The sequence below is a fragment of the Bradyrhizobium sp. UFLA05-109 genome (assembly GCF_054185165.1).
This window is the reverse complement of the sequence record NZ_JBBIAR010000002.1, coordinates 1-16,460: the sequence shown is the minus strand read 5'-3', so window position 1 is coordinate 16,460 and position 16,460 is coordinate 1. Positions and strand designations below refer to the sequence as shown.

Sequence of the window (16,460 nt, the reverse complement as noted above, 5' to 3'; positions counted from 1 at the left end):
ACTCCGACCACTCTGTCTCTCGTCCTCGTCACATGTCCTTGCCGCGCTTCTTCATCTCGGCGCGGAAAGCGCTCGCGACAACCTCGGAGAAGTTCTGCGCCCACGAATTCGTGAAGGCCATGCCCTGTTCGATCGCGCGGGGCTCGGCGGTAATCAGCTTCTGCCCGAGCGGAGACTTGTAGAACGTCACGAGATCCTTGAGTTCCTGCTCGGTGAACTGGGCGGCATAGGCCTGTGCCATGCCTTCACCGATCTCCTTCTCGCGGCCGGTGAGCTGCTGCACCACCACCGGTGCCAGCTCGTTGAGGTCCTTCTGGTAGTTGAGGTTCTGCCCGATCAGCGCGCCCTTGACCTTCTCCACCATGCCGGGAACGGCATTGGCATAGAGCGCGTTGGCGTTCTTCATGGTCAGGATCTCCTTGGCGGCCGCGATCGCCGCGGGCGAGGCCTTGGGCGCTGCCGCCTGCTGGGCCGCCGCCGGGACGGCGCCAAAAGCCAATCCCAAGCCGGCCAGTCCCAAGGCGAGTCCGGCCACGGGCAGCATCTTCAAAACACTCTTCATTCCTAGTCTCCTTTCGGCTTTCGCCGTTCAATCACGCGGATTCCCTCGCCGCCCGCCAGAACGGCAGAGCCGGCCAAGCCGATGAACAGTCCATGCTCCACCACGCCGGGGATCACGCTCAACGCGACCGCGAGCCGAGCGGGATCCTCGATCCGTCCTAGATGGGCATCGAGGATCCAGTGGCCACCATCGGTGACGAAAACGTGGCCGTCCTTGGCCTTGCGGAGCGCCATTTGCCCGGAAACGCCGGTTTGCGCAAATGCCTTCTCGATCGCCCGCCGTGTCGCGCCAAGCCCGAACGGAATGACCTCTACCGGCAGCGGGAAACGGCCGAGCGTTGCAACCCATTTGCTGTCGTCGGCAATCACGATCATCCGATCGGAGGCCGCCGCGACGATCTTCTCGCGGAGCAGCGCACCGCCGCCGCCCTTGATCAGGTTGAGCTCGGGATCGATTTCGTCAGCACCGTCGACGGTGATGTCCAGATGATCGATCTCGTCCAGCGTGGTCAGCGGCACGCCGCAACGGACCGCGTCGGCACGCGTGGCTTCCGAGGTCGGCACGCCGATCACCTTGAGACCGGCGCGCACGCGCTCGCCGAGGAGCTCGACGAAATGCTTGGCCGTCGAACCGGTGCCGAGACCAAGCTGCATGCCGTCGCGCACCTCCTCGAGGGCGCGTGCAGCCGCCTGTCGCTTCAACTGGTCCATGTCCACGTTCGGGCCTGCCCTTGTGTGTGTCCTGAAAGTCTCACTCGAGGTCTCATTTGGAGAGACCGCCGAAATAAGTCGCATTCGGCGGCCTATCTAGCCCCGTTTTGGCCCGGAGAACAGGCCTGCGGGGCGAGGTTATAAGCTGATCTTATGTCGGCTCCGCTTGCGGAAGCTCCACCTTGCCGGTAGCGCATTATCATGACCGCTCACACCATCGTCTTCGATCTCGACGGCACGCTTGTGGATACGGCGCCCGACCTGATCAGCGCTTTGAACCATGTGCTGGACCGCGAGGGCCTGCCGGCCGTACCGATGCAATCGGCCCGCAACATGATCGGCGCCGGCGCGCGCAAGCTGATCGAGCGGGGCCTGGAGGCCGAAGGCCGGATCGTCGGTGTCGAAGACATCAACCGGTTGACGGCGGATTTCATCGCTTATTACGCCGACCATATCGCCGATGAATCGCGCCCGTTCGAGGGGCTGGAGGCCGCGCTCGACCATCTCGCGGAGCGCGGCCACCGCCTGGCGGTCTGCACCAACAAGCTCGAATGGCTCTCCAGGCGGCTGCTGGACGCGCTGGGCCTCTCCCCGCGATTTGCCGCCATCTGCGGCGCCGACACCTTCGGGGTACAGAAGCCCGACCCGACAATCCTGCGCGAGACGGTGGCCCGCGCCGGCGGACAGCTCGCCGCCAGCATCATGGTCGGGGATGCCGGAACCGACGTTGGGGTGGCCCGGCGCGCCGGTGTTCCCGTGATCGGCGTCAGCTTCGGCTACACCGATGTGCCGATCGAGGAACTCAAGCCTGACCGCCTGATCCATCACATGCGCGATCTGCCGGCAGCGGCGACGAGCCTGATGGGGCGCTTGAGCGTCAAGGCAACTGCCTGATATTGCTAAGAAAAATGTCGAATTAACCATTCATTAACCATGCACGCCCGGCCCGTTGCGTGGGTAGACCGGCAAACCTAAGGTCGCGCTTGGGATGGTGGCAGTTCGTCGCAGTGGGATGTGATGGTCATGCGTCGTGTGATCGCGATTGCGTTTGCGGGGGCGAGCCTGGCCGGCTGCTCCTCCGTTTCGTGGGACATGTTCAAGTCGGCGCCCCCGGCCATCCAGGTCCGGCTCGAATCGACCCCACCAGGCGCTGAGGCCGCAACCTCGCTCGGTCCGGGCTGCAAGACACCCTGCTCGGTGTCGGTTCCCGCCCCGGATGCTCCCTTCACCGTCAGCTACACGCTAGACAAGTACCTGCCGGCCTCAGTGCCGGTGAACGTCATCAAGACGCCCGGCGATTTCTCCACACCCGCCTCGGTCACAACCGACCCAAGTCCGGTATTCGTCGAGCTGCAGCCGGCCGTGCCGCCGAAACCGCTGAAGAAGCCGCATCGGCCGAAGAAGCCGAAGGCGCCAAAAGCGGCAGCGGCGCCCGCCGCGGCAGACTCTCCGTTCCCCGATCCGAACTCGGCGCCGCCTCCCGCCGCGCCGCCGCCGACAGCCCCCGCCCCTACGCGCTAATACGGTGCAGCGCACGATTGTCGGCAGTGGCGGGGATGCTTAGATTGCTTCCAATGAATTTGTCACTGCGCAAAGCGCGGTGATGGCGATCGTGACAAGGCCTGTTGAATGAATGGACCCGCTGTGAGTCCCCCGTCCCCGCTGTCGAGCCCGATGACCGACCCGTTTGGCCGGACCATCACCTATTTGCGGGTCTCCGTCACCGATCGCTGCGACCTGCGCTGCTTCTACTGCATGTCTGAGGACATGACCTTCCTGCCCAAGGCAGACCTCTTGACGTTGGAGGAGCTCGACCGGCTGTGCTCGGCCTTCATCGCCAAGGGCGTGAAGAAGCTGCGGCTGACCGGCGGCGAGCCCCTGGTCCGCCGCAACGTGATGTCGCTGGTGCGCTCGCTGTCACGTCACCTCGCGAGCGGGAGCTTGCGCGAATTGACGCTGACCACCAACGGAACGCAACTGGCCAAGCATGCGCGGGAACTCGCCGATTGCGGCGTCCGCCGCATCAACGTCTCGCTCGACACGCTCGATCCGCGGAAGTTTCGCGAGATCACCCGCTGGGGCGAGATCGACAAGGTGCTAGAGGGCATCGAGGCGGCACGCGCGGCCGGGCTCGCGGTGAAGATCAACGCCGTGGCGCTGAAGAATCTCAACGAGGACGAGCTCCCCTCGCTGATGCGGTGGGCGCACGGCAAGGGCATGGGCCTGACGCTGATCGAGGTGATGCCGATGGGCGAGATCGGCTCGGGCCGCATCGACCAGTATCTGCCACTGTCGCTGGTGCGCGCGCGGCTCGCCCAGCAATTCACGCTGACGGACCTCAGCGAGACGACAGGCGGTCCGGCGCGCTATGTCAGCGTCGCGGAGACCGGCGGCAAGCTCGGCTTCATCACGCCGATGACCCACAACTTCTGCGAATCCTGCAACCGAGTGCGCATCACCTGCACGGGCACGCTACACACCTGCCTCGGCCATGAAGATGCCTCCGATTTGCGCAAGCCGCTGCGGGAGTCCGCTGAGGATACGCTGCTTGCGGCTGCGATCGACCGTGCGATCGGCCTCAAGCCCAAAGGGCACGATTTCATCATCGACCGCCGGCACAACCGCCCGAGCGTCAGCCGGCACATGAGCGTTACTGGCGGCTAGGACATTTACGGGGCCGCCTCTAACCTAACCCCCTGAGCACGCGTCAATTTGCCCATTTTTCCGATTGACGGCGCGCGAGCCCGCTGAAATGGTGCCTGCGCCTTGGCTGTCCGGCAGCATAAGCCGGCGCGCTGCCTTGAAGGCGAGCGCGATCAAGACGGCAAGGCACGAGGGGAGGACTGTCGCTGCAATCGCTCCGGATGACGAGCCGTCAAGGTCGCGTGCCTTTAGCGCGCCGGCCGTGCGATGCATGCACATGCACCCCATGAATGAAGGCCGCGGCGGAGAAAAGTAAGATGCGACCATTGTTGGCGGTGAGCAACGTCATCGACCTCCTCAATGAAAAAATCGGCAATATCTGTAACCTGCTGGTGCTGCTGGCGTGCCTCGTCAGTGCCGCCAATGCCATGATCCGCTACGCCTTCAGCTACTCGTCGAACGGCTGGCTGGAACTGCAATGGTACATGTTCGCCGTGCTCGTGATGTTCGGCGCGTCCTATACCTTCAAGCGCAACGAGCATGTCCGCGTCGAGATCTTCTATCTGATGCTGTCCGAGCGCGGCCAGCTCTGGCTCGACCTGATCGGCACGCTGTTCTTCCTGATCCCCTCCTGCCTCCTGCTCGCAAAACTCTCCTGGCCGTTCTTCATGCAGGCCTATGACGTCGGCGAGATGTCCGGCAATGCCGGCGGCCTGATCCGCTGGCCAATCAAGTTCGTGATCCCCGCAGGCTTCGTCATGCTGGCGCTGCAGGGTGTGTCTGAAGTCATCAAGCGTATCGCGGCTCTCCAGGGCTATGTGACGATCGACGCCAAGTACGAGAGACCGACCCAATGACCATTACGCTGGAGATGATGCCGCCGATGATGTTCGGCGGCCTGGTGGTGGCGATGCTGATCGGCTACCCGGTCGCGTTCACGCTGGCGGCGCTCGGCCTTTCCTTCGGCTTTCTCGCGATCCATCTCGGCTTCTTCGACCTGAACTTCCTTCAGGCGATTCCCGGCCGCGTGTTCGGCAGCGTGCTCGCCAACGAACTGCTGCTCGCGATCCCCTTCTTCACCTTCATGGGCGCTGTGCTGGAGCGATGCGGGCTCGCCGAGGACATGCTGGATTCCATGGGCCAGCTGTTCGGCCCGATCCGCGGCGGCCTCGGCTACTCGGTCATCATCGTCGGCTTCATCCTCGGCGCCATCACCGGCACGGTGGCGGCGCAGGTGATCGCCATGGCCCTGATCTCGATGCCGGTGATGATCCGCTACGGCTACAACATCCGCTACATCACCGGCGTGCTGGCGGCTTCCGGCACCATCACGCAGCTCGTGCCGCCCTCGCTGGTGCTGATCGTGCTCGCCGACCAGCTCGGCAAGTCCGTCGGTGACATGTATCTCGGCGCCTGGGGTCCCTCGATCTTCCAGATCGTCCTGTTCGCCGGCTACACCTTCATGCTCGGCATCTTCAAGCCGAGCCACGTTCCGGCGGTCCCGAAAGAGGCGCGCACGCTGACCGGATGGGCGCTGTGGAAGAAGTGCCTGCTCGGCATCATCCCATCCGCCGTCCTGATCTTCGTGGTGCTCGGCACCATGATGCTGGGCCTTGCGACCCCGACCGAAGCGGGCGCGATGGGCGCCGTCGGCGCCATCGTCCTCGCCGCCATCCACCACAAGGACTTCTCCTCCACGGGACGCAAGATCCTGATCATCGGCGTCATCACCGCCGGCATCGGCACGATCGTCGCGATGCTGTTCAGCGAGAACATCGTCTTCAAGATCGCCTATGCGATCACCTACCTCGCGGTCGCCTGGATCTGCATCGAGGCGGCCCGCATCCCCGACCTGCGCGATTTGATCAAGCAGGGCTACGAGACGACCATGCGCATCACCTGCATGGTCACCTTCATCCTGATCGGCTCGACCTGCTTCTCGATCGTGTTCCTCGGCTGCAACGGCGGCGTCTGGCTCGAGCACCTGCTCACGTCCCTGCCCGGCGGCGTCTGGGGCTTCCTGATCTTCATCAACCTCTTCATCTTCTTCGTCGCGTTCTTCCTCGACTTCTTCGAGATCGCCTTCATCATCCTGCCGATGATCGCGCCGATCGCCCAGAAGATGCTGGCGCCGGTGGTCGGCCCCGACGCCGCGCTGATCTGGTTCGGCGTCATGCTCTGCGTGAACATGCAGACCTCGTTCCTGCATCCGCCGTTCGGCTTCGCGCTGTTCTACCTGCGTGGCGTCGCGCCGCGCTCGGTGAAGAGCTCGGACATCTACTGGGGTGCGGTGCCCTGGATCGGATTGCAGATGATCATGGTGCTGCTCGTGATCGTCTTCCCGTCCGTGGTGACGGGCCTGCTCGACAAGCCGGTCGATGTCGACCTCGACAAGGTGAAGATCGAGGTGCCGCAGATCGATCTGCCCCCGCTCGACCTCGGCCCGCCGCAGAAGTAGCTGACGCGAACGCGACTGCTCTCTCTCCTTGTGGGAGAAGGGCACGCACTGGCGGGCCTCCGGTCACTCCGCGGCCGCCTAACACCGCCGTCCATGCTCACGGCCGAGAACTCGACAGCCGTGCTTCCCTCAGAGAATGATGGACGCCTTATCGAGATATTTTTGACATTGCAGGTCGCCGTGCAGGATTTTGCCCGAACCGCTTCCAGAAGACTGTGAACCGCCGGCCGCTCTCTCAAGGTCGCATTCGCTCAGTTCTGCCATGGGAACGTGGGCTTCGAGGTCCTTGTCATTGGGCTGCCGTGTCATGATGTTGTTTCTTTGCTTGCCAACACCAGCGCTCATCTCAGAGCGATAATGCCGGTGATTGACATCTTTTAGCTCACGCTACGGCACCTTGAGCGAGGCTCCATTTGGCGGCAACGTTACCCTTGGCGGTGCCATCCGGCTTCTGCTCGGTGTACTTAAATTCTACTTCCGTGTAGCTGAGTGAAAGGGATCCACCAGTGGCTTTCGCTAGCAGTTCGTCGTTCAATTCGCATTTCGAAAGCTTTTGAACTGTGTTGAGGCTGCTCATGATCTACTCCTTGATGAGGATATGAGCATGCTCCATCTGCTTCGCAGGGCCTGTGACGGATATCACCCTGCTCACGCGACCGCGCGGGACATGACAGACTGGCCGGACAGCGTCGGGAGGTCCCAGCACTGAGCTAGTGATCAAAGTCACATACTTGGTTGGATCGTCGGTTGAGTATCGCCGCCAGGCTATCGGCTACTCAGGAGAGAGACATGACCAAACCCTCACTGCAGGACCAACCGACCATGACAACCGGTAAGGCCAAGATCGAGTTGGCGGAGCAGGAGTTGAGCCGGGTCACCGGTGGTGGAAAGACCGGTGGGAAGCCACTCGAGTTTCTAACAATTACAATGAAGCTGGTTACCGTAAGCTCCTAAGTGCCGCAAATCGCAGACGCGGCGATCTTCTCCCTCCTCGGACGGAGGAAGATGCCGCCGGTCGGCAAGCCCGACCTTTTTCAATGTGAGCTCGCTGTGCGCGACTCTTCGGCAACGCCCGTCCTGAAGCCGGCCGCGGTCAAGGCATCTCGACAAAGAGTTCAGCCCACCCTGTGCTACGAAGGGACCGGTGCAGGGCTCTGACCCGCCAGCTTGAAGCACAGCGTGAACTGCGCGCCGCCGCCGGGGAGGTTTTCGACGGCGATGCTCGCCGCGTGATCCTCCGCGACGCCGCGCACGATCGACAGCCCGAGGCCCGCACCATCGCTGCGCTGGCGGTCGGCGCGCCAGAAGCGCTGGAAGATCAGCTCGCGCTCGGCTTCCGCGATGCCCGGACCGCAGTCGCGCACCCGCACCACGCCATCGCCGCTGACCTCGACGTCGACGGCGGTATCCCTCGCGGTGAACTTGATGGCGTTTTCCGCAAGATTGAAGATCGCCCGTTGCAGCATCTCGGAATTGCCGTGGATCAGGACCGGCGCATCGGTGCCCTTCAGCGCGATGTCCTTGTTCTGGGCAAGCGCCAGCGGCGCGATCGAGCCGATCACCTCGGCGCAGACGGCACGCAGGTCCGCGGTCTCGCCGGGATCGAGCACCAGCGTATCGAGCTCGGCGATCTCCAGCAGCTGCGCGACGATCCGGCTCATGCCCTCGATGTCGGCATGCAACGCCTCCCTGGCCGCGCCGTCGCCCAATGTCTCGATCCGGGTGCGCAGGATCGCGAGCGGCGTGCGCAGCTGATGCGCGGCATCCGCGGTGAACTGCCGTTGCACGCGAAAGCCGTCCTCGAGCCGGTCGAGCGCCTGGTTGACGGCGGTGACCAGCGGCATGATCTCGCGCGGGATCTGCTCCGTCGGCAGGCGGATATCGGTGCGCGCAGGGCTGATATTGGTCGCCTCCTCCGAGGCCTTCAGCAGTGGCGAGATGGCGCGGCGGAAGATGATGATGTCGGTGGCGAGCAGGACCAGAAGGATCGGAATCGTGATCCACCCGACGCGGCGGAAGAAATTGGCGACGATGTCGTCGATGATGACGTCGCGATGGGCGAGATCCTCGGCGACCTGGATGCGCACGGTCTTGTCGTCGATGGTGCGCGTGACGCCCGCACCGGAAATGGTCTCCGAAGCCGCCGCGCCGGTCTTCTTGTGCGAAGAGAACAGCACCCTGCCGTCGGCATCGCTGATGTCATATTGGTAGCGGCCATAGGCCTCCGAATAGAGGCCGCGGAGGCTGTCAGGCAGGTTGAACGTGATGCTGCCGTCCGGCTGCACGGCGATGCGTTCGGCGAGCACCTCCGCCTGCGCCCGCATGGCCGCGCGATGCAAATGGTCGATCTCGGAATTCAACAGCCAGAACAGCACCAGCGGCAGGAAGATCGCGACCACCGCGACCGCAACGATGTGCAGGAAGACGATGCGCCAGATCAGCGATTTGAACGTCGGTGGCCTCAGGCGCAGCACGCTATTTCTCCTCGGCCATCAGATAGCCGACGCCGCGGATGGTATGGATCACGACTTTGGCGCCGTGCTCGGCGAGCTGCTTGCGCAGCCGCGAGACGTAGACTTCCACGGCGTTGGACGCCACCTCGCCCTCGAGCCCGAAGATGTGATCCTCGACGTTCTTCTTAGGCACAACCCGCCCTTGCCGCCGCAGCAAGATCTCCAGCACCGAGGTCTCGCGCGCGGAGATGATCCGCGGCTGGTCGTCGACGAATATCTGCCGGCTCTCGGTGTCGTAGACGAGGTTGGCAAGGCGCAGCGAGCGGCCGAGCAACTGGCCGGGGCGGCGCAGGATCGCCTCCAGCCGCGCCACCAGCTCCTCGAGCGCGAACGGCTTGGCGAGATAATCATCGGCGCCGCTGCGCAGGCCGTTGACCCGGTCCTGCAGGCCGCCGCGCGCGGTCAGCACCAGCACCGGCAACGGGTCCATGTGGCGGCGCAGCTCGCGCAGCACTGCAAGACCGTCGCCATCGGGCAGGCCGAGATCGAGGATCATCGCGGCATAGCTGACGTTGCGCACCGCCTCGCGCGCTTCGGCCGCGCTGCTGACGATGTCGCTCTCATACCCCGCCGCGGTCAGGCCGTTCGCAACGAGCCGCGACAGCTCGACATTGTCCTCGACGATCAGAAGACGCATCTCAGGTGAAGTCCAATGATTTCCATTGTTCGGAAGGAACGCACTCGCAGTACATGGAAGCCGTCAGGTTGGTGTAAGATCGGCCTACTAACATACTCTAGGTCGCTGCCGATGCAATCGGCGGACATGCCGGTCAATCGCCAACCCACATCGCGCGACCCAGTAATTTCAAAATTCGCGCTGCCCGTCTTTACGGCAATCCATTCGATCGTGAGCCAATTCGATGGCGAAGCACTTGCCTCCTTTGCAGATCCAGAGATGATGTCATGTCTCTTCGATCCACGCCTCTGAGCCGCAGTGCCGCACGCTGGATTGCATTCATTTCGGCCGGTATCTCGGGGATACTCGCGCTCGAGGTTGCCCTGTCCCTTGGCCTGTTTGCATGGAATGGCGAGCCGCATGCCCCGGCAGACCTTGGGACACAGTCGCGGCAGGCAGCGGCCGCAGCCGCAGCCGCCATCGTTTCGGTCATCGCCCAAATCATCGGAAAAGCGTCATAATCAACGAGAGAACCGATAGGTTCGGGCCTGTCAGATTGACGTAAGGCGAGCTTGCTAACACAGTTCCGCGCGCTGGAGTTGCTGGGTTGCAAATGCTCAGCAACCCTGACACGTGAGGCGCAAACGCATCCAAAGGAATCAGGGGTGGCAGGAGCGAAGATGGCATCTCGCATCAAGCATGCGGGCTATGCAGTAGCCGTCGCGGCGGTCGCGGTCTTCTTGACCGGCGCCTGGCTACTCAGCCGCACCCAGGACATTCGCTCGGCGAAGGCCGCGGACACGGACACCAAGAGCAACGTCGATGTCGCGCAGCAAACAGTCGGAGTCAGCGAGAAGCAAGCCGACGGCTTCAAGATTCTGGCGGCCGAGCCGCGCGCCTTTCGCGTGACGAAGAACGCGGTCGGCTCGATCGACTTCAACCAGAACATGCTGGTTCAGGCGTTCACTCCCAACCCGGGCAAGATCGTCGATACCATCCTCAACGTCGGCGATACCGTGAGCAAAGGGCAGCCCCTGTTCACGATCGACAGCCCCGATCTGCTCCAGGCCGAATCCACCCTGCTGGCCGCCGCGGGCGTGCTGGAGCTCCAGACCCGGACCCTCAATCGCGTCAAGCAGCTTCTGAAGACCGGCGGTGGCGCACAGAAGGACGTCGATCAGGCAACCTCCGATCAGCAGACCGCCGAAGGCAATTACAAGGCCGCTCGCGACGCCGTGCGCATCTTCGGCAAGACCGACGAGGAGGTCGACCGCATCCTCGCGGACCGCAAGGTCGACTCCATCCTGCGCGTGCTAAGTCCGATCTCGGGCAAGATCGTGGCCCGCACCGCCGCGCCCGGCCTCTACGTCCAGCCGGGGAATGCGCCGGCGCCCTATACGCTTGCCGACCTCTCCACCATGTGGATGGTCGCCAATGTCATCGAGACCGACGCCCCCGCCTATCAGCTTGGCCAACCGGTGGCGGTCAGCGTTCCCGCCTACCCCGGAGAGGTATTCCGGGGCTCTGTGACGACACTCGGGCTGAACATCGACCCGAGCACGCATCGGCAACTGGTCCGCTCGGTGATCGAAGATCCCGATCACAAGCTCCGCGCCGGCATGCTCGCCAGTTTTTCCATCGAGATCGAAGGTCCGAAAACGTCGATCGCGGTCCCCTCGGACGCGATCGTCCGCGAAGGTGACGGTTCCATGACAGTGTGGGTCACCACCGACCGCCGCCACTTCCAGAGGCGCGCGGTGAAGGTCGGGCTGGAGCAGAACGGATGGCGCCAGATCGTTGAGGGACTGAACCCCGGAGAGCTGGTGGCCTCAACCGGTGCAATCTTCCTCAGCAACAAGTTTGCGATCGCGGTCACAGGCTGAACCTCGCATCCGTCAACCGCGCCCGCCACTCAGTACAAGTAAACGGCCTTGATCAAGAGCATCCTCCAGTTCGGCCTGACCCGCAGCGCGATCATCGTGCTCGGCCTCGTCGTGTTCTGTGCCGCAGGCCTTGCGGCCTTCAGCAAGCTGAACATCGAGGCCTATCCCAATCCGGCGCCCGTGATCCTGGAGATCACCGCGCAGGCACCGGGGCTGTCGGCCGAGGAGATGGAGAAGTACTACACGATCCCGATGGAGGTCGGCCTCTATCCGACGCCCGGCGTCGTCAACATCCGCTCGACTTCGTTCTACGGCCTGTCCTTCGTCCGCGTCACCTTCCGCTACGGCGTCGACTATTATTTCGCGCTGACGCAGGCCGCCAACAGCATCCAGCAGAACATCACCCTGCCCGGCAATCTGGTGCCGACCATCCAGCAGTCGAGCCTGGTCGGTGAGATCTATCGCTACCAGCTCGTCGGCCCGCCGAATTTCGGCCTGACCAACTTGCGCACCTTGCAGGACTACGTCGTCACCCGGCGCCTGATGACCATTCCCGGCGTGGTCCAAATCAACTCCTGGGGCGGCACCACCAAGCAGTTCAATGTCGACGCCGACCTCGCAAAGCTGGAATCCTACAACATCACTGTGCCACAGCTCGTCTCCGCGCTTGGCAATTCCAACGCCAATGTCGGCGGCCGCGAGATCGCGATCGGGCAGCAGTCGGTCAACATCCGCGGCATCGGCCTGATCGATTCCGGGGGCGCCGACGACGTCACCAAGGGCTACCGGGTCAGCGACATCGAGAACATCGTCCTCACCCAGCAGAACGGGCTTCCGATCCAGATCAAGGACGTCGCCAAGGTCTCGATCGGCTACGTGCCGCGGCTCGGCATCGCCGGCAAGGACAAGGAAGACGACATCACCGCCGCGATCGTCGTGATGGGACGGACCCAGCACACCAACGACATCATCCCGAAGGTCCAGGACGAGGTTGCCAAGATCAACAGCGACGGCACCCTGCCGCCGGGCGTCAAGATCGTGCCGTATTACGACCGCAGCACGCTGGTTGGGGTCACGACACACACTGTGCTGCACAACCTGGTGTTCGGCTGCCTCCTGGTGTTCGTGATCCAGTGGGTTTTCCTCGGCAATCTGCGCAGCGCGATGATCGTGGCCGCCAACATTCCGTTCGCGCTGTTCTTCGCCATCATCATCCTGGTGCTGCAGGGCGAGGACGCCAATCTCCTGTCGCTCGGCGCGGTCGATTTCGGCATCATCGTCGATTCCGCCGTCATCATGATGGAGAACATCTTCCGCAATTTCCAATCGAACCCCGAGAGTCGCGCCCGCGTGCTCCAGAATCTGGCCGAAGGCTTTTGGGGTCCCGATCCGACCGCACCGGCTCACGGCCAGCCGACCACGGTCCGCTGGACCGAGCGCTTAAGGATGATCTTCGTCAGCGCACTGCAGGTCGACAAGGCCGTGTTCTTCACCGCCGCGATTACGGTGACGGCCTTCGTGCCGCTATTCACGATGCAGGGTGTCGAAGGCCAGATCTTCGGGCCGATGGCGCGCACCTATGGCTACGCGCTCGCAGGCGCGCTGCTCGCGACCTTCACGGTAACGCCCGTGCTCGCCTCGCTGCTGCTGCCCGAGCACATCGAGGAGACCGAGACCGTCATCGTGCGCGGCCTGCGCAAGGTCTACACGCCGGTACTGCGCTGGGCGCTCGGCAGCGTCAGGCTCGCGGTGACCGCGGGCGTCATCTTCCTCGCCCTCTCGGGGCTTGCGGCAAGCCGGCTCGGCAGCGAGTTCCTGCCCGCGCTCGAGGAAGGCAATTTCTGGATCCGCGCCGCGATGCCGCCGACCATCTCGCTCGACGCCGGCACCGAGGCAACGCGCAAGATGCGCGAGATCCTGCTGCGCCATCCCGAGATCGTCACCGTCGTCTCGCAGCACGGCCGGCCCGACAATGGCAGCGACGCATCGCCCTTCTCCAATGTCGAGCTGTTCGCACCGATCAAGCCGTTCGACGAATGGCCGCCCGGATTGACCAAGGAGAAGCTGACCGAGGAGTTGCAGCAGGAGTTCGACGAGGAGCTGCCCGGGATCACCTTCAACTTCTCCCAGTACATCCAGGACAATGTCGAAGAAGCCCTGTCCGGCGTGAAGGGGGCCAATTCGGTCAAGGTCATCGGCCCCAATCTCGACGTGCTGGAACAGACCGCGGCCAAGGTGATGGACGTGATGCGCAACGTCAACGGCGTCGCCGATCTCGGCATCTTCCATCTGGTCGGCCAGCCCAACCTCAACATCAGGGTCAATCGCGAGAAGACGGCCCGCTACGGGCTGAACACGGGCGACGTCACCACCGTGGTTCAGGCCGCGCTCGGCGGCAGCGTCGCCACCAACGTGCTGGAGGCCGACCGCACCTTTGGCGTCGCAGTGCGCCTCGACCCCAAATTCCGCCAGAACATCGACGAGATCCGCAGCCTGAAGGTTGCCTACCAGACGCCGTCCGGCACCAATGCCTACATTCCCCTGAGCGAGCTTGCCGACATCTCGCTCGATACCGGTGCACTGTTCATCTACCGCGAGAAAAGCCAGCGCTACATCCCGATCAAGTTCAGCGTGCGCGGCCGCGATCTCGGCTCCACGGTCGCAGAGGCGCAGGCGCGCGTTGCCGAGGCGGTGCAGCTTCCGACCGGCTACCGCATCATCTGGTCCGGCGAGTTCGACAATCTCGAGGCGGCGAAGGCCCGTCTCATGATCGTGCTGCCGGTGACCTTGCTGCTGATCTTCGTCCTGCTCTACAGCCTGTTCAACTCGGTGCGCGACAGCCTGCTGGCGCTCGCCGGCATTCCCTTCGCGGTCGGCGGCGGCCTGATCGCCCTTTATCTCGCCGATCTCGATTTCAGCATCTCGGCCGCGATCGGCTTCATCTCGCTGTTCGGCGTCGCGGTGATGGATGGTATCCTCAACATCACTTATTTCCGCGAGTTGCGCGCCTCGGGTCTCGGCATCGCCGAAGCCGTGTTCAACGGCGCCGAGCAGCGCATGCGGCCGATGCTGATGACCGCGCTGTCGGCCGGCGTCGGCCTGTTCCCGGCGGCGCTGTCGCACGGCATCGGCAGCCAGGTGCAGCGGCCGCTTGCCACCGTCGTGGTCGGCGGCATGTTCATCGGCCCGCTGCTGCTCCTCGTGGTCGCGCCGGCCCTGCGCAAGATATTCCTGTCGCGGGAGCGAGCGCCGTCCGAACAGGACAACGCGGCCCCCTCGCCGCCAGAAGTGGCCCATTAGGAAGGCGAGGAGAATGCGCAGCGCAACAGCCATGATCCGCCTCGCCCGAGGGCTCGCCACCGGCGGCGCAAGCCTCTGGCTTGCGAGCTGCGCCGTGGGCCCGAATTTCGCCCCGCCCCCGGCACCCGACGTCACCCGCTACACGCCGGAGCCGACGGCTTCGCCGCGCAGCGAGTCCGACGGGCCGCGCGTGCCGCGGCAGCGTTTCGTGGATGGAGCGGATATTCCGATCCGTTGGTGGGCGGCGTTCCGATCCAAGCCCCTGAACGAATTGATCCGGCTCTCAGTCGAGCACAACCCCACCCTGCAGTCGGCCGAGGCATCAATCAGAATCGCGCAATACAACGCGTTGGCCCAGCGCGGGCTTTACTTCCCGCAGATCGGCGCAAATTACACGCCCTCCGAGCAGCAGATATCCGGCGCCTCGAGTTCGGGTCCAGGTGGCCAGTCCCCGTCGGTATTTTCGCTCCATACCGCGCAATTGAACGTCAGTTTCGTGCCGGATATCTGGGGCCAGAATATTCGCGCCGTCGAGAGTCTCGATGCAATATCCGAGCAGCAACTGTTCCAGCTCGAGGCGGCCTACCTCACGCTGACTGCCAACGTCGTCACCGCGGCGATCCAGGAAGCATCACTTCGCGGCCAGATTGCCGCGATCCAGCGCGTTGTGAAGATTGAGCGCGGCATCCTGGAGATCGTGAAGAACCAGTTCAACGCGGGCAGTGCCTCCCAGGTCGACGTGCTGGCGCAGGAGGCCGCGCTGGCCCAGTCCGAGCAGCTCCTGCCGCCGCTCGAAAAGCAGCTCGCCATTCAGCGCGACCTCCTGACCGCGCTTGCCGGGCAATTCTCCGCGGACGAAATCCTGCAAAAGTTTACGCTCGACGGGCTGACGCTACCCGCAAATCTGCCGGTGAGCCTCCCGAGCAAGGTGGTAAGCCAACGTCCGGACGTCAGGGCTGCCGAGGCGCTGCTGCACTCGACGAACGCCCTGGTCGGTGTGTCGATCGCGGCGCGGCTGCCCAACGTGACGATTACCGGAAATGCAGGAGCCACCGGCTTCAGCCTGGCCGAGTTGTTCACGCCAGGGACCAGCTTCTATGTCATCGCGGCGAGTGTGACCCAGCCGCTTTTCGATGGACTGACGCTTTACCACAAGCAGAAGGCCGCAGAGGCCGCGGTGGACCAGGCGGACGGACTCTATCGCCAGGCCGTCGTCACGGCGATGCAGAACGTCGCCGACGCTTTGCGCAGTCTACAGGCCGATGCGCGTGCCGTGCAGGCTGCGGTCAAGGCCGAACTCGCCGCGAAGGCAAGTCTCGACATCATTCAGAAGCAGCTCGTTCTCGGGCAGGTCAATCAGGTGGTCGTGCTCAATGCCCAGCAAGTCTATCTGACAGCCGCGGTCGCCCGCGTTCAGGCACAAGCGACGCGCCTCTCGGACACCGCCGGCCTGTTCATGGCGCTCGGCGGCAGCTGGCCGGCACAATGCACGACTCCGGTCTGGCGCGACTGCGTGATGGCGGACGCCTCCAATGCGACCGTTCGGGTGAGCGAGGCCAAATGAGCGGAGGCAAACGGGAAGCGGACGAAGGGGAACGCCTACCAGATGACGGCTGCGCACAGCAGCGCGAGCGGCAGCACGGCAAGGCCGATCGGAACCCATTTGCGCATCTCGGCCGGGTTCTTCGGATAGAGGAAGATCTGGACGGCAACGAAGCCACCGACGGTCAGGCCGAGGATGAAGCGAAACATATCGGACGGCGTGTCGTACGCCG

Annotated in this window: 15 protein-coding genes; 9 read left to right on the top strand and 6 right to left on the bottom strand. The window is 63.8% G+C overall.

The window, feature by feature from the left end; translation table 11 throughout:
- Window positions 1-28: 28 nt before the first annotated feature.
- Together Q3C01_RS01370 and rpiA are read right to left on the bottom strand one after the other, a co-directional pair.
- Window positions 29-562: a DUF2059 domain-containing protein gene (locus Q3C01_RS01370; RefSeq protein ID WP_458143241.1), complete on the bottom strand. Its 534-nt coding sequence runs from the start codon at window positions 560-562 to the stop codon at window positions 29-31.
- Window positions 563-564: 2 nt separating this feature from the next.
- Entirely contained in the window at window positions 565-1,278 is a 714-nt protein-coding gene (rpiA, locus tag Q3C01_RS01365; protein ID WP_458143239.1) for a ribose-5-phosphate isomerase RpiA, read from the bottom strand.
- Between the two features lie 195 nt (window positions 1,279-1,473).
- On the opposite strand from rpiA, the gene gph reads away from it, so the two are divergent.
- The 5 genes from gph to Q3C01_RS01340 all read left to right on the top strand — a co-directional run bounded on the left by gph (window position 1,474) and on the right by Q3C01_RS01340 (window position 6,373).
- A complete protein-coding gene (gene gph, locus Q3C01_RS01360; protein ID WP_458143237.1) occupies window positions 1,474-2,166 on the top strand; it encodes a phosphoglycolate phosphatase in 693 nt (230 codons plus the stop codon).
- Between the two features lie 129 nt (window positions 2,167-2,295).
- A complete protein-coding gene (locus tag Q3C01_RS01355) occupies window positions 2,296-2,793 on the top strand; it encodes a hypothetical protein (protein ID WP_458143236.1) in 498 nt (165 codons plus the stop codon).
- Window positions 2,794-2,901: 108 nt separating this feature from the next.
- Window positions 2,902-3,936: a GTP 3',8-cyclase MoaA gene (gene moaA, locus Q3C01_RS01350; protein WP_458143234.1), complete on the top strand. Its 1,035-nt coding sequence runs from the start codon at window positions 2,902-2,904 to the stop codon at window positions 3,934-3,936.
- Between the two features lie 296 nt (window positions 3,937-4,232).
- Window positions 4,233-4,772 (top strand): TRAP transporter small permease subunit, encoded by a 540-nt coding sequence (locus tag Q3C01_RS01345; RefSeq protein WP_458143232.1) that lies wholly within the window; start codon window positions 4,233-4,235, stop codon window positions 4,770-4,772.
- Complete coding sequence (locus Q3C01_RS01340) at window positions 4,769-6,373, top strand: TRAP transporter large permease (RefSeq protein ID WP_458143230.1); 1,605 nt, start codon at window positions 4,769-4,771, stop codon at window positions 6,371-6,373. The genes Q3C01_RS01345 and Q3C01_RS01340 overlap by 4 nt, the downstream gene beginning before the upstream one ends.
- A gap of 129 nt (window positions 6,374-6,502) precedes the next feature.
- On the opposite strand, the gene Q3C01_RS01335 is transcribed toward Q3C01_RS01340, so the two are convergent.
- Both Q3C01_RS01335 and Q3C01_RS01330 read right to left on the bottom strand, forming a co-directional pair.
- On the bottom strand, window positions 6,503-6,682 hold the full coding sequence (locus Q3C01_RS01335; protein ID WP_458143228.1) for a hypothetical protein: 180 nt from the start codon (window positions 6,680-6,682) through the stop codon (window positions 6,503-6,505).
- Between the two features lie 73 nt (window positions 6,683-6,755).
- Window positions 6,756-6,950: an Hcp family type VI secretion system effector gene (locus Q3C01_RS01330; protein ID WP_458143227.1), complete on the bottom strand. Its 195-nt coding sequence runs from the start codon at window positions 6,948-6,950 to the stop codon at window positions 6,756-6,758.
- A 212-nt stretch (window positions 6,951-7,162) separates the two neighbouring features.
- On the opposite strand from Q3C01_RS01330, the gene Q3C01_RS01325 reads away from it, so the two are divergent.
- Window positions 7,163-7,327: a hypothetical protein gene (locus Q3C01_RS01325; protein WP_458143226.1), complete on the top strand. Its 165-nt coding sequence runs from the start codon at window positions 7,163-7,165 to the stop codon at window positions 7,325-7,327.
- A 176-nt stretch (window positions 7,328-7,503) separates the two neighbouring features.
- Here Q3C01_RS01325 and Q3C01_RS01320 read toward each other — a convergent pair whose 3' ends face one another.
- Both Q3C01_RS01320 and Q3C01_RS01315 read right to left on the bottom strand, forming a co-directional pair.
- Window positions 7,504-8,847: a sensor histidine kinase gene (locus Q3C01_RS01320; protein WP_458143224.1), complete on the bottom strand. Its 1,344-nt coding sequence runs from the start codon at window positions 8,845-8,847 to the stop codon at window positions 7,504-7,506.
- Between the two features lies 1 nt (window position 8,848).
- Window positions 8,849-9,523: a response regulator transcription factor gene (locus Q3C01_RS01315; RefSeq protein ID WP_458143222.1), complete on the bottom strand. Its 675-nt coding sequence runs from the start codon at window positions 9,521-9,523 to the stop codon at window positions 8,849-8,851.
- A gap of 659 nt (window positions 9,524-10,182) precedes the next feature.
- Here Q3C01_RS01315 and Q3C01_RS01310 point away from each other — a divergent pair.
- The 3 genes from Q3C01_RS01310 to Q3C01_RS01300 are packed head-to-tail and all read left to right on the top strand — an operon-like array spanning window position 10,183 to window position 16,249.
- Window positions 10,183-11,385: an efflux RND transporter periplasmic adaptor subunit gene (locus Q3C01_RS01310; protein ID WP_458143221.1), complete on the top strand. Its 1,203-nt coding sequence runs from the start codon at window positions 10,183-10,185 to the stop codon at window positions 11,383-11,385.
- 48 nt (window positions 11,386-11,433) lie between these two features.
- Window positions 11,434-14,685, top strand: coding sequence for an efflux RND transporter permease subunit (locus Q3C01_RS01305; RefSeq protein WP_458143220.1), 3,252 nt, complete (start codon window positions 11,434-11,436; stop codon window positions 14,683-14,685).
- Window positions 14,686-14,698: 13 nt separating this feature from the next.
- On the top strand, window positions 14,699-16,249 hold the full coding sequence (locus Q3C01_RS01300) for an efflux transporter outer membrane subunit (protein ID WP_458143218.1): 1,551 nt from the start codon (window positions 14,699-14,701) through the stop codon (window positions 16,247-16,249).
- Window positions 16,250-16,460: the final 211 nt, after the last annotated feature.